This is a genomic window from Bradyrhizobium sp. CB1717 (assembly GCF_029714325.1).
Classification (GTDB): Bacteria; Pseudomonadota; Alphaproteobacteria; order Rhizobiales; family Xanthobacteraceae; genus Bradyrhizobium.
Window position 1 is genome coordinate 8,727,314 of the sequence record NZ_CP121666.1, and the last position, 13,011, is coordinate 8,740,324.

The 13,011-nt window shown below is 65.9% G+C and carries 15 protein-coding genes; 2 read left to right on the top strand and 13 right to left on the bottom strand.

The window, feature by feature from the left end:
- Positions 1-232 precede the first annotated feature (232 nt).
- The gene (locus QA649_RS40605; RefSeq protein WP_283022048.1) at positions 233-964 is read left to right on the top strand and encodes an SDR family NAD(P)-dependent oxidoreductase; all 732 of its coding nucleotides are present in this window, start codon (positions 233-235) and stop codon (positions 962-964) included.
- 174 nt (positions 965-1,138) lie between these two features.
- Here the strand turns inward: QA649_RS40605 and QA649_RS40610 are convergent, their stop codons facing one another.
- Genes QA649_RS40610 through phnG form a run of 9 tightly spaced genes read right to left on the bottom strand, consistent with a single transcriptional unit; the run spans position 1,139 to position 8,102 of the window.
- Positions 1,139-1,750: a pyridoxamine 5'-phosphate oxidase family protein gene (locus tag QA649_RS40610; protein WP_283022049.1), complete on the bottom strand. Its 612-nt coding sequence runs from the start codon at positions 1,748-1,750 to the stop codon at positions 1,139-1,141.
- A 26-nt stretch (positions 1,751-1,776) separates the two neighbouring features.
- Positions 1,777-2,373, bottom strand: a complete 597-nt coding sequence (gene phnN / locus QA649_RS40615; RefSeq protein ID WP_283022050.1) for a phosphonate metabolism protein/1,5-bisphosphokinase (PRPP-forming) PhnN — start codon at positions 2,371-2,373, stop codon at positions 1,777-1,779.
- Positions 2,370-3,527: an alpha-D-ribose 1-methylphosphonate 5-triphosphate diphosphatase gene (locus tag QA649_RS40620; protein ID WP_283022051.1), complete on the bottom strand. Its 1,158-nt coding sequence runs from the start codon at positions 3,525-3,527 to the stop codon at positions 2,370-2,372. The genes phnN and QA649_RS40620 overlap by 4 nt, the downstream gene beginning before the upstream one ends.
- Positions 3,528-3,532: 5 nt before the next feature.
- Positions 3,533-4,231, bottom strand: a complete 699-nt coding sequence (phnL, locus tag QA649_RS40625) for a phosphonate C-P lyase system protein PhnL (RefSeq protein WP_283022052.1) — start codon at positions 4,229-4,231, stop codon at positions 3,533-3,535.
- Positions 4,232-4,239: 8 nt separating this feature from the next.
- On the bottom strand, positions 4,240-5,037 hold the full coding sequence (gene phnK / locus QA649_RS40630; RefSeq protein WP_283022053.1) for a phosphonate C-P lyase system protein PhnK: 798 nt from the start codon (positions 5,035-5,037) through the stop codon (positions 4,240-4,242).
- Positions 5,030-5,920 carry an alpha-D-ribose 1-methylphosphonate 5-phosphate C-P-lyase PhnJ gene (locus tag QA649_RS40635; protein WP_283022054.1) on the bottom strand — a complete coding sequence of 297 codons (891 nt, stop codon included), beginning with the start codon at positions 5,918-5,920 and terminating at the stop codon, positions 5,030-5,032. Before QA649_RS40635 ends, phnK begins: the two co-directional genes overlap by 8 nt.
- The gene (locus tag QA649_RS40640; RefSeq protein WP_283022055.1) at positions 5,917-7,020 is read right to left on the bottom strand and encodes a carbon-phosphorus lyase complex subunit PhnI; all 1,104 of its coding nucleotides are present in this window, start codon (positions 7,018-7,020) and stop codon (positions 5,917-5,919) included. The genes QA649_RS40635 and QA649_RS40640 overlap by 4 nt, the downstream gene beginning before the upstream one ends.
- Before the next feature lie 4 nt (positions 7,021-7,024).
- Positions 7,025-7,633 (bottom strand): phosphonate C-P lyase system protein PhnH, encoded by a 609-nt coding sequence (gene phnH, locus QA649_RS40645; protein WP_283022056.1) that lies wholly within the window; start codon positions 7,631-7,633, stop codon positions 7,025-7,027.
- A 4-nt stretch (positions 7,634-7,637) separates the two neighbouring features.
- Positions 7,638-8,102 carry a phosphonate C-P lyase system protein PhnG gene (phnG, locus tag QA649_RS40650; protein ID WP_283022057.1) on the bottom strand — a complete coding sequence of 155 codons (465 nt, stop codon included), beginning with the start codon at positions 8,100-8,102 and terminating at the stop codon, positions 7,638-7,640.
- Between the two features lie 119 nt (positions 8,103-8,221).
- Between phnG and phnF the strand changes: the two genes are divergently transcribed.
- Complete coding sequence (phnF, locus tag QA649_RS40655; RefSeq protein ID WP_283022058.1) at positions 8,222-8,953, top strand: phosphonate metabolism transcriptional regulator PhnF; 732 nt, start codon at positions 8,222-8,224, stop codon at positions 8,951-8,953.
- A gap of 298 nt (positions 8,954-9,251) precedes the next feature.
- On the opposite strand, the gene phnE (QA649_RS40660) is transcribed toward phnF, so the two are convergent.
- From phnE (QA649_RS40660) to phnC, 4 genes are all read right to left on the bottom strand, one after another.
- Positions 9,252-10,067, bottom strand: coding sequence for a phosphonate ABC transporter, permease protein PhnE (gene phnE / locus QA649_RS40660; protein ID WP_283026210.1), 816 nt, complete (start codon positions 10,065-10,067; stop codon positions 9,252-9,254).
- Positions 10,068-10,093: 26 nt separating this feature from the next.
- Positions 10,094-10,978: a phosphonate ABC transporter, permease protein PhnE gene (gene phnE / locus QA649_RS40665; RefSeq protein ID WP_018646365.1), complete on the bottom strand. Its 885-nt coding sequence runs from the start codon at positions 10,976-10,978 to the stop codon at positions 10,094-10,096.
- A gap of 80 nt (positions 10,979-11,058) precedes the next feature.
- Positions 11,059-11,994: a phosphonate ABC transporter substrate-binding protein gene (phnD, locus tag QA649_RS40670; RefSeq protein WP_283022059.1), complete on the bottom strand. Its 936-nt coding sequence runs from the start codon at positions 11,992-11,994 to the stop codon at positions 11,059-11,061.
- Positions 11,995-12,054: 60 nt separating this feature from the next.
- Complete coding sequence (gene phnC, locus QA649_RS40675) at positions 12,055-12,864, bottom strand: phosphonate ABC transporter ATP-binding protein (protein WP_283022060.1); 810 nt, start codon at positions 12,862-12,864, stop codon at positions 12,055-12,057.
- Positions 12,865-13,011: the final 147 nt, after the last annotated feature.

The following is a 13,011-nucleotide window of genomic DNA, read 5'->3' on the forward strand; positions in this document are numbered from 1 at the left end:
CTCATATCGCGGTTTCAAGCTCGAGGAGCAGTCTCTACGCTCCGAATATCGAGCGGTTGGCGCGATTGGTCAATGAAATGGCTATCCATATTTGGGACCGGCGCGCTCAGGCGCTTCTCCCGCCGCAAGCGCTGACAGACGGATTCATCTCGCGATGAGTTCAACGCGCGCGAGCGGCAAGCATGATACGCTTCGAGCAACCGAACGACCGATGATTTGGGAGGTTCCAGGCATGGCGGATACTCTGAAGGGGCGCACAGCGCTCGTGACCGGCGGCTCGCGCGGAATTGGCGCCGCCGTCTGTCGTGCGCTGGCCGAAGCAGGTGCAGCGGTGGCCATCAACTGCCGCGAGGGAATCGGCCAGGCCGAACAGCTCGCAGGCGAGATCGGCAAGCAGGGCGGCCGCGCCATCGTCGTCGCCGCCGACGTCTCGCAAGCCGAGGCCGTGGCCGATATGGTCGAGCGCGTCACGGCCGGGCTCGGGCCGATCGACATCCTCGTCAACAATGCCGGCATCGCGATCGCGCGCGGCGTCGACGATCTCACCGAGGACGATTTCGACCGCACCATCCTGGTCAATTTAAAATCGGCGTTCCTGTGCACGCAGGCGGTGCTGCCGTCGATGCGCGCAAGGACATGGGGTCGCATCGTCAACAGCTCCTCGGGCGCGGCGCGCGGTGCCGGCTCGATCGGGCCGCACTACAATGCATCCAAGGCCGGCATGGAGGGTCTCACGCGCGGCTATGCGGCGCGGCTGGTGATGGAGGGCATCACCGTCAACGCGGTGGCGCCGTCGCTGATCGAGACCGACATGATGAGCGGCCAGCCTCAGCTCGTCAGCCGCATCCCGCTCGGCCGCTTCGGCACGCCGGAGGAGGTGGCGAAAGCGGTGATGCTGCTGGTCGACAATGCCTACATGACCGGGCAGACGGTCGCGCTGAGCGGCGGCATGGCGTTTAACTGAAGCGGAGCGGCAGGCTCCTCTTCCTTCTCCCCTTGCGGGAGAAGGTGGCGCGAAGCGCCGGATGAGGGGTTCTCTCCGCACGCAACGCTTTTCGTAAGGATGGAGACCCCTCACCCGTCTCGCCGCTATCGCGGCGAGCCACCCTCTCCCGCAAGGGGAGAGGGGAAAACAGAGCTACCACATCGTCGCGGCAGCACGTTCCGGCCAGATGCGATCGTACTCCGCGCCGCCGACCTTGTTCTGGCTCATCTCGGCGAGGATCTGGCCGGGCGTCGGCAGCGTCTTCGGATCGACGCGCTTGTCGGGATTCCAGAGATCGGAGCGGACGATGGCGCGGGCGCACTGGAAGTAGATTTCCTCGACGTTCATCACCATGACGCTGCGCGGCGCCTTGCCCTCGACCTTGAACGAGTCGAGCAAGCCCGGATCGATCGACAGATGCGCGCGTCCGTTGGCGCGCACCGCGTTGCCGGAGCCGGGGATCAGGAACATCAGCGACACCCGGGGGTCGCGCACGATGTTGCGCAGGGAATCGACCCGGTTGTTGCCACGGCGGTCCGGCAGCATCAGCGTCCTGGGATCGTGAATGCGGACGAAGCCGGGTAGATCGCCGCGCGGCGAGCAGTCGATACCCTCGGGCCCGATGGTGGCGAGCGCGGCGAACGGCGCCTTCTCGATGAAGATGCGGTAGAGCGGCGTGACGTGGTCGGCGACTTTCACGGTCGAGGCGTCATTGGTGACGCCGTAGATGGCCTCAAGCTGTTCGACCGTCTCGATCACTGTCATCTTCCACGCTCTCCTTGTTGCGCCAGCTATTCGTGCCAGCCTTCGTTCCTGATCACGCGCACGAGCTGGCGGCTGTGATACTCCGCGCTGCCGGCGTTGAGGATGGTGACGTCGGCCTGCGCCGACGCATCATCGACGCTGCGCGACAGCCGCTCCGCGATGTTGCCGTCGCTGTGCCGGGCGCGCGCGGCGAGGCGCTGCGCCAGCACGTCCGGCGGCGCCGTGATCGCGACCACCACGACATTGGCATAGGCCTGACGCAGCGCGGCGATCACGGTGCGCGAGACGTTCGCGACGACCGCGCGGCCCGCGCGGATGTCGTCGTTGATCTCGAGCGGCAGCGCATAAGAATGCCCGTGCGCCTCCCAGTACACGGCGAAGTCGCCATGCTCGCGCGCGCGGCGGAAGTCGTCCTGACTCACCGCGATATTGTCTTCGTCGGCCGATGACGCACGCGTCACGATACGGCGCGGGAAGACGATGTCGGGATCGTCGCTGCAGGCCGCTTGCGCCAGCCGCAGCAAAGTATCCTTGCCGGCGCCGCTGGGGCCGACCACGAGCACGAGCCGGCCGGGGCCGGTCGCACCCGCTTCATCCTGCGTCGCGGTCGCGATCTCGCTCATGCGACGCGGTATCCTTCGCGCCAGACGCTGCGGACCACGGGAACGTGGCCTGCGACATGCACGCGGATCAAATCGGCGCGCTTGCCGGTCGCCACCTCGCCGCGATCGGTGAGGCCGACCGCCTCGGCGGGCGCCTTGGTCACGGTGCGAACCGCCGCCGGAAGGCTGATCGCCGGCACATGCTCCGGCAATTGCAGCGCGGCCATCAGCAGGCTCGACGGGATGTAATCCGACGACAGGATGTCGAGCAGGCCTTCGCGCGCGAGATCGACCGCAGCGATGTTGCCGGAGTGCGAGCCGCCGCGCACGACGTTGGGCGCGCCCATCAGGATGTCGATGCCGGCCTGATGCAGGCCGCGCGCGGCCTCCAGCGTGGTCGGGAATTCCGCCACCGAAACGCGATCGCGCACGGCGTCCGCGACGTTCTCCTCGGTGGTGTCGTCGTGGCTGGCCAGAGGGATCCTGTACTCATGGGCCAGCGCCACGATCTCGCGCATGTTGGCCGCGGCATAGAGCCTCTGATATTCGAAGCGCTTTGCGAACAGCTCGTCGAGCTCGGCATCGGTCTTGCCGCCGCCCTTGCCGCGATAATAGTCGCGCAGCTTGACCTCGTCGCGGAACTGGCGCTGGCCCGGCGTGTGGTCCATCAGCGACATCAGCTTGACGTCGGGCCGGTCGATCAGCTCCTTGGCTTCCTCGACCACGCTCGGCATCGGGATTTCGCAGCGCAGGTGCAGGAAGTGGTCGGCGCGCAGCAGGCTGGCCTCGCGCGCGGTGGTGATGGCGGCAGCGAGCACGCCGGCGCGGCCATCGACTTCCTCGGCACCGTCCTCGCGCCAGACCCGGAGCGAGTCGAACACGGTGGTGATGCCCGATGTGGCGAGCTGGCCGTCATAGGAGATCACGGCGGCGACCGGATTCCAGAACACTTTTGGCCGCGGCACGTAATGCGCTTCGAGATGGTCGGTGTGGAGCTCGATCAGGCCGGGCATGATGAGGTCGCCGCCGGCATCCTCGGCGCCCGCGGGTGCAGTCCCATCGCCGATCTCGGCGATGCGTCCGTCAGCGAGCGCGAGCCAGCCCCGCTCGATCACCCGGTCGCCCAGCACGATCCTGGCGTTGGCGATCACTGTGTCCTTTGGCTTCATTTCCATGTCCTTCAGGCGGCGGCGGCAAAGCTGGTGACGTCGACGATACGGTCGGCAATCAGATGACGGATTTCGTCGTCATGGACAATGGCCACCATGGCAACGCCCTGGCGTTTCTTCTCGGCAACCAGCTCGACCACCACAGTGCGATTGGCGGCGTCGAGCGAAGCGGTCGGCTCGTCCAGCAGCAGGATCGGCAGATCCGAGATGAAGCCGCGCGCGATGTTCACGCGCTGCTGCTCGCCGCCGGAGAAGGTGGCGGGCGGAAGCTGCCAGAGTCTTTCGGGAATGTTGAGGCGGTGCAGCAGCTCGCCGGCGCGAGCTTGCGCATCGGCCCGGCTCATGCCGTTGACGATCAGCGGCTCGGCGACGACGTCGATGGTCGCAACGCGCGGCACCGCGCGCAGGAACTGGCTGACATAGCCGATGGTGGCGCGGCGGATATTGAGGACCTGCCGCGGCTCGGCGGTGGCGAGATCGATCACCGCACCGCGATGGCGGATGCCGATGCGGCCGCTATCACAGCGGTAATTACCGAAGATCATCTTCAGGATCGACGATTTGCCGGCGCCGGATGGACCCGACAGCACGACACATTCGCCGGGATCGACGTGGAAGGTCACGCCGCGCACCACCGGCAGCTCGATGCCGCCCTGCAGGTGCATCGTAAAGGTCTTGCCGGCGTCAGTGATGTCGATCATGGCGGTCATTGGAATGCTCATGGCGGCAGAATCGAGGAGACGAGGAGTTGCGTATACGGCTCGCGCGGATCGTCGAGCACCTGATCGGTGAGACCGGTCTCGATGACGCGGCCGCCTTTCATCACCATCACGCGGTGCGACAAGAGGCGCGCCACCGCGAGATCGTGGGTGACGATGACGACGGCGAGGTTCAGCTCGGCGACGAGGCTGCGCAAGAGGTCGAGCAGACGGGCCTGTACCGATACGTCAAGGCCGCCGGTCGGCTCGTCCATGAACACCAGCCGCGGCTGGGTGACGAGGTTACGTGCGATCTGGAGGCGCTGGCGCATGCCGCCGGAATAGGTGCGCGGCGCATCGTCGATGCGCGCGGTATCGATCTCGACGCGGGTGAGCCAGTCGGAGGCGGTGTCGCGGATGCGGCCGTAATGATTCCAGCCGACCGCCATCAGCCGCTCGCCGACATTGGCGCCGGCAGAGACCGCCATGCGCAGGCCCTGCGCGGGATCCTGATGCACAAAGCCCCAATCGGTGCGGAACAGGAAGCGTCGCTCGGCCTCGCCCAGCGTCGCGAGGTCGCGGGTGACGCCGTCGCGCATGCGATACGAGACATGGCCTGCGCTCGGCGCAAGCTGGCCCGACAGCATTTGCAGCAACGTCGACTTGCCCGAGCCGGATTCGCCGACGATCGCAAGCACCTCGCCGGGATAGAGCGAGAACGACACGTCGCGGCAGGCGGCGATGCGGCCGAACGACTTGCTCAAGGATTCGGCGACCAGCAGCGGCTGGTCGTTGTCGGACGTATCGAGATCAACCATGTGAGCCCGCCTTCTCCTTGTAGGGCGCGGCGCTGAGGCTGCCGTGATGGCCGGCGGCCTGACGTCCCTCGCAATAATCGGTGTCGGAGCAGACGAACATGCGCCCGCCCTTGTCGTCGGTGACGATCTCGTCGAGGTAGGAATTCTCCGCGCCGCACAGCGCGCAGGGCGCATTGAAGCGGTAGGGCTCGAACGGGTGATCCTCGAAATCGAGCGACACCACCTGCGTGTAAGGCGGGATCGCATAGATGCGCTTCTCGCGGCCGGCGCCGAACAATTGCAGCGCCGGAGAATTGTCCATCTTGGGATTGTCGAATTTCGGCGTCGGCGACGGGTCCATCACGTAGCGCGCGTTGACCTTGACCGGATAGGCGTAGGCGGTGGCGATGTGGCCGAAGCGGGCGATGTCCTCGTAGAGCTTCACATGCATCAGGCCGTATTCGGCGAGCGCGTGCATGCGCCGCGTCTCGGTCTCGCGCGGCTCGAGGAAGCGCAACGGCTCCGGGATCGGCACCTGGTAGACCAGCACCTGGTTCGCGTGCAGCGCCGTCTCCGGGATGCGGTGACGGGTCTGGATCACCGTTGCCTCGTCCGTTGCCGTCGTCGTCGCAACGCCCGCGGTCTTGGCGAAGAATTTGCGGATCGAGATCGCGTTGGTGGTGTCGTCCGAACCCTGATCGATCACCTTCAGCACGTCCTGCGGACCGAGGATCGCGGCCGTGACCTGCACGCCGCCGGTGCCCCATCCATAGGGCATCGGCATTTCGCGGCTGGCAAACGGCACCTGATAGCCGGGGATCGCGATCGCTTTCAGGATCGCGCGGCGGATCATCCGCTTGGTCTGCTCGTCGAGATAGGCGAAGTTGTAGGCGGGCGCGTTCATTCCGCGGCCTCCTTCATGGCGTCGGGCGCGTTGGCATCGGCAAACTCCTGACGCAGCTTGCGCAGCAGGCCGAGTTCGGACTGGAAGTCGACATAGTGAGGCAGCTTCAGATGCTCGACGAAGCCGGTCGCCTGGACGTTATCGGAATGCGACATCACGAATTCCTCGTCTTGCGCCGGGGCAAGCGCCTCTTCGCCGAGCTCACGGGCGCGCAGCGCGCGATCGACCAGCGCCATCGACATGGTCTTGCGCTCGCTCTGGCCGAAGGCGAGGCCATAGCCGCGGGTGAAGCACGGCGCTTCCGTCGCAGAACCCTTGAACTGGTTGACCATCTGGCACTCGGTGAGCTCGATCGCGCCGAGCGGCACGGCGAAGCCGACGTCCTCGGCCGCGAATTCGACCTCGACCTCGCCGAAGCGGATCTCGCCGACAAAGGGATGGTTGCGGCCGTAGCCGCGCTGGGTGGAATAGCCCATCGCGAGCAGAAAGCCTTCGTCACCGCGCGCAAGGTTTTGCAGGCGCAGGTCGCGGTCGGCCGGAAAATTCAGCGGCTCGCGGGTGAGATCGCCGACGGCGGCGCCCTCCTCTGCCTCCGGCGAGGATTCGATCAGCCCGTCGCGGCCGAGAATATCGGTGACGCGCGGTGTCGGCGCGGTGGAGGCTTCAGCCGCCGCCGGCACCTCCGGCACAAAACCTTCGGCCAGCGAGGGATCGAGCAGGCGGTGCGTGTAGTCGAAGGTCGGACCTAAGATCTGGCCGCCGGGAATGTCCTTGAAGGTCGCCGACACCCGGCGCTGCACCCGCATGGCGCCGGTGTCGACCGGCTCGCTGGTGCCGAATCGCGGCAGCGTGGCACGGAAGGCGCGGACCAGGAAGATCGCCTCGATCAAATCGCCGCGCGCCTGCTTGATCGCGAGCGCCGCAAGCTCGCGGTCATAGAGCGAGCCCTCGCTCATGACGCGGTCGACGGCAAGCTCAAGCTGCTCCGAGATCTGGTCGAGCGTGACTTCCGCAACGCCCTGATCGCCGCGCCGCTTATGTGCGAGCAGGCGATGGGCGTTCTCGATGGCGCGTTCGCCGCCTTTGACTGCGACATACATGCTTCTAGCTTCCCTTGCTCACGACGCGTGTGGTGCGCGGGATCGCGACCACGGCGTCATCGGCGACCAGCACCACGTCGATGCCACGCGGAAACAGCGCTTCGTTCATACGCAGGCGCTCGAACAGGTCGAAAGGCTTGATCGACGCCTGCAGCGCCGCCACCCCGTCGATGCCGGGGCCGCGCAGCTCGAAGCTGCGCCCGGAGTTCAGGCTGTCGACCTGGATGATCGCCGTGGTCGAGCGGTCCGGATACTCGCTCGTGCCGATCGCGAAGCGCTCGAGCGAGGGCAGCGCACCGCCGTCGCTGATGAGCGCAAATGAAGCGACCGATGAATCCTGCACGACCGGCGCGCCGGTGTGGAACTTCAGCCACTTGGTCACGTCGGAGCTTTCCGCCATCCGCGCGTCGAGCCAGAGCGGCGTGTCGTGGTCGAACAGCGTCAGCGCGATCGCCGCGGTGCCCCGCATCATCACGCCGGGCGCGCCCGCCATCGGCACGATGCGCTGGACCGAGCCCGGCCGCGCCATCGCGTCCATGACCGAGCGAAAGGTCGATTGCGCCGACAGTACCTTGTCGGCGAAACCCGGCGGCAGTTCCGCAATCGTGGTCATGATCTCACCCCTCACCGCGCACCATGGTGTAGAAATCAACCTTCGTCGCGGCGGTCTCTTCCGCCGCTCGCGTCCGCCTGACCATAAGCTGCTCGCGCAACGGCGCGATAACGTCGCGCTCCACCAGCCCGCCGAAATCGCGGGACTGCACCAGCGCATCGCACAGCGCAATCAGCCGCGCCTTTTCACTGTTGCGCCCGAGCGTGTAGCCGAAACCGACTTCGCCGCTCGCAAGCCGCACCGCCGCGCGCGACACCGTGGCCTCGCCGAGGTTGAACGGCGCACCGTCGCCGCCGACCCGGCCACGCAGCATCACGAGACCGTTCTCCGGCGCACGCAGATCCTGATGAGCCGGCAGAGTGAGATCGCGGAGGCGAGCGGCGATCTCGCCCGCCTCCGCGTGCGCCAGCACGGCCATGGCGGCCTTGCGCTGGGCTTGCTGGGTATTGTGCTGGGTCACCTGATCCACCGAGCTTTTGACAGAACTTGCCGAATTGAAGTTGTCTATGATAATAGACAACTTCATACGAGAGCGCCATGACTGTTTCGTGACAAAGGTGTGATTTCTGGGCTAGCTTGACCGACAACATGAGCATGCAGGACACAGCCTCTTCGGGCGTCGCGCTGTGGCGCCTCGTCGCCGACGGCATCGAGCGCGGCATCGCCGACGGCCGCTTTGCGGCCGGCGACAAGCTGCCGGGCGAGATGGAAATCGCCGAAACCTATCGCGTGAACCGCCACACCGTGCGCCGCGCGCTGGCAGCCCTTGCCGAGCGCGGTCTGGTGCGGGCCGAGCGCGGCAGCGGAACCTATGTCGAGGCGCAGAAGCTCGCTTATCCCTTGCGCTCGCGCACGCGCTTCTCCGAGATCGTCGGCGCCGATGGCCGCGAGCCGCATGGCCGGCTGATCGAGGCGACCAATGATGTCGCGACGCGTGAGCTGGCGCGGGAGCTGGGGTTGAAGACCGGCGCGCCCCTGGTGCGGATCGAGGCGATCCGGCTCGCCGACCGCACGCCGATCTGCGTCTCCACGACGTGGCTGTCAGCCGAATTGTTTCCGGGCGCAGGCGAGGTGTTCGCGGCGACACGATCGATGACGAAGATGCTCGAGCATTACGGGATCAGCGACTATCGCCGCGGCGCGACCCGGATCACCGCCGGCATCGTCGATGCCACCGACGCCGCACGTCTCGACCTGCCGCTGGGGCGGCCGATCCTGGTGGTCGACGCCACCGACCACGATCTCGCCGGCAAGCCGCTGGTGACGAAGCATTCGCGCTTCGCCGCGGAACGCGTGGAGTTCCTGGTGGAGAACGGGTGAGCGTTTCGCGATACGCGCATTTCTTCCCCTCTCCCCCTTGTGGGAGAGGGTGGCTCGCCGCGATAGCGGCGAGACGGGTGAGGGGTATGTTTCCGCAAACGCTGATCTGAATCTGGGGAGACATACCCCTCATCCGGCGCTTCGCGCCACCTTCTCCCACAAGGGGGAAGGGAAGAAAGCAAGCAGAGCGCGGCATCGTAGGGTGGGCAAAGGCGCACTTCGCGCCGTGCCCACGATCTTTCTCGATTGTTAAAGGTGGTGGGCACGCTTCGCTTTGCCCACCCTACGGCACCTTTGATCAGGCGACCGCCCTTCGCCCGATAATCGCAAACCGCAGCTTGCCCGAGATGAAATCGATCGCGGCGACGGCGACCAGGATCATCAGGATCAGGAACGACACCTTCTGCCATTCCAGCACGCGGATCTGCTCGGCGAGCTGGAGGCCGATGCCGCCGGCGCCGACGATGCCGATGATGGTGGCCGAGCGCGTGTTGGATTCGATGAAATAGAGCACCTGGCCGGCGATGACGGGCAGGACCTGCGGCAGCAGGCCGAAGCGGATCTCGTGCAACGGGCTGCCGCCGGAAGCGCGGATGCCTTCAACCTGCTTCTGGTCGGCGCCCTCGATCGCCTCCGAGAACAGTTTTCCGAACGCTCCGAAATCCGACACGGCGATGGCGAGCACGCCGGCGAACGGGCCGAGCCCAACGACGTTGATCCAGACCAGCGCCCAGATCAGCGTGTCGACGCCGCGGATCGAATCGAGAAAGCGGCGGATCGGGAAGCGCAGGATGTTGGACGGCACGATGTTGCGCGCCGCCAGCAGGCTCACCGGCAGTGCAAACACCGCCGCCAGCGTGGTGCCGAGCAGCGCGATCGAGAGCGTCTCCCCCAGCGCCTTCAGGTAGATCGGCAGCGAGGAGCCGGGATCCGGCGGGATCATCATCAGGCTGATCCAGCCGAGCTGGCTGAGGCCGGCGAAGAAGCGCGACGGCGAGAAATCGAGATCGACGAGACCATAAATCAGGATTGCGAACGCCGCGACGATCATCGCCGGCATCGCGAGCCGCGCCGCGGCTGGCCGGTCGAACACATCGGGGTAGCGCGCGCGCATCTGGCGCGTATCGACCTCCTGCGGCGTCACGTCCGCGCCTCCTTGCCGAACAGGCGGCCGCGCAGCCAGCCGGTGGTGATGTCGATGATGAAGACGGTGACGATGATGGTGAGCAGGATGGCACTGACGTCGGAGTAGTAGAACTTGCGGATGGCGACGACGAGCTCCTGGCCAATGCCGCCGGCGCCGACGAAGCCCATCACGGAGGCCTCGCGGACATTGATCTCGAAGCGCAGCAGGGCGTAGCTGGCATAGCCCGCAGTCACCTGCGGCACGATGGCAAATCGCATGCAGGAGAGCCAGCTCGCTCCAGTCGAGCGGATGCCCTCGACCGGCTTCATGTCGGCATTCTCGACGATCTCCGAGAACAATTTTCCCAGTGCGCCGGTGGAGTGGATTGCAATCGCCAGCACGCCCGCCATTGGCCCGAGGCCGAAGGCAATCACGAAGACCAGAGCGAACACGATGCCCGGGACGGTGCGGGCGAATTCGAGCAGGCGCCGCACCGTGAAGCGCAGCCAGGGTGACGGCGAGGTGTTTTCAGCCGCGAAGAAGTTGAGGGCGAAGGCGAAGGTCGCGCCGATCAGCGTGCCGACATAGCTGATGAGCAGCGTCTCACCCAGCATCTTCAGCCATTTGCGCCAGCCCCACAGCCACTCGCCGACATCGGTCCAGACCCGCTGGCCGCTGTCGAGCGTGAGGATGCGGTCGAAATAGCTGACGAAGTTGCCGAAATAGGTGAACAGCGTGCGCAGATTCACTTCTGCGCCGATCGCGGCGAGAACCAGCGCTGCGGCAAAGATCGCGGCGCCCACCAGGAGACGGAGGCGCCTGCGCGCGACCGCCTGGCGATAGGCGGCATTCAGCGCGGCAAGCTGCTGCTCGGGGAGGATGGAAACCGCGACGGTCATTGGGTCAAGGCGAGTGGTGGTTCAAGAAAGAGAAAGAGCCGGGTCCATCGACCCGGCTCCAGTGGCGTCGTCCCGAAAACTCAGGACGCCTTCTTCTTGCGCAGCGCGTCGACGAACTTGATCAGATCGATCGTGCCATCCCAGTCCTTGGTGGTGGCGTGATGAAAACCCTTCTTCTGGCCGTCCTGGAGGCGATCGAACGCCGCCTTGTCCTTCGCCGGCGCGTCGAAGAAGGCCTTCGCGATGGCCGCCTTGGCATCATCCGGCAGGTCGGCATTGTAGGCGTAGGGACCGTTGATGATCGGTGCCGACTTGTGGATGATGCGGAAGTCGTCCTTCTTCATCGCCGAGCCGTCGGCGTTCTTCAGCATGCCCTTGGTCAGCATCTGAGCCAGCGTCGAATCGTCGTCGGTGGTCCACTGGTTGGCCGCGACGTCGACCGTGCCCTGCGCCAGCGCCAGCATCGCGTTCTCGTGGCTGCCGGTGAAGACGACTTTGCTGAAATAGGTGTCGGCATCCGGGATGCCCATCTTGTCGAGCTCGAAGCGCGGCACGTTGTTGCCCGACGTCGAGTTCGGATCGACGAGGCCGAGGTTCTTGCCCTTGAGGTCGTCGATCTTCTTGTAGGCGCTGCTCGCCTTGACGAAGAACACCGAATAATAGCCGGTCGAGCCGTCGGCGTTGATATCGTTGGCGAAGGCGTCGGTCTTGACGCCGGTCAGGCGGGCGCGGGCGAACGAAGCCGAGCCGTAGCTGGCGATGTGAATGTTGCCGGCGCGCTGGCCTTCGATGACGGCAGCATAGTCGTTGGCGATGCGCAGCGTGACCTTCACGCCCAATTCCTTGGAGAGATAGCTCATGAACGGCGCCCAGCGCTCGGTGACGCCGGAGGCGTTCTCGGCCGGGACGACCGCGAAGGTCAGCTCGGGATATTTGGCTTTCCAGTCGTCCGCGGAGGCAGAGGTCGTGAACGCGAGCGCGGCGGCGCCGGCAAGGATTAATCTACGAGTGATCATGATACCCTCTTCATCGGTTGGGGTCGGTTGACGCAAAACTGAAAACCAAACAGGCGCGGCTCAGGCGGCGGCCGCCGTTCCGAGCGCCGGAACGCCCTCGGGCACCGGCGCAGGCGCGCCGCCCATGACGTCGGCGGCTTCGAGATCGTAGAGCTCGCGCGCGACGTGGTCGGTCAGCGCGGCCGGTGCGCCGTCGAACACCACGCGGCCCGCCGCCATGCCGATCAGTCGGTCGCAATAGCTGCGCGCCAGATCGAGCGAATGCAGGTTGCAGAGCACGGTGATGCCGAAGTGCTTGTTGATGCGCAGCAGCGCATCCATCACGATCTTGGTGTTGCGCGGGTCGAGCGAGGCGATCGGCTCGTCGGCGAGGATGATGTCGGGCTGTTGCACCAGCGCGCGGGCGATCGCCACGCGCTGCTGCTGGCCGCCGGAGAGCTGGTCGGCGCGCTGGGCGGCGAGCGAGGCGATGTCGAACTGCTCGAGCGCCGACATCGCCAGCGCCTTGTCCTGCTCGGGCCAGGTCTGCGTCAGCGAGCGCCAGGCCGGCATCGTCGCAAGGCGCCCCATCAGGACGTTGGTGAGGACGTCGAGCCGGCCGACCAGGTTGAACTGCTGGAAGATCATCGCCGAGCGGGCGCGCCACTGCCGCAATTCCTTCCCGCGCAATGCGGTGACATCGGTGCCGTCGAACAGGATGCGCCCCTGCGTCGGCGTCACCAGGCGGTTGATGGTCCGGAGCAGCGTCGACTTGCCGGCGCCGGAACGTCCGATCACACCGACGAATCCGCCGGGGGAGATTTGAAACGAAGCGTCGTCCACCGCGGCTTTTGCGCCAAAGCGGCACGTCAGACCTTCAACCACCAGCATACAGGAGCTCCAGAGTAGCTGGAGCCAACCGCTAACGCCGACGCTTGACACTTGTGTGACACGCACGTTGCGCTGCGGCGATCCTACACACCTCATCCCCTGTCATCGCTGCGTCATGATGTTGTCATCAAGCCACTCGAAGAGGAA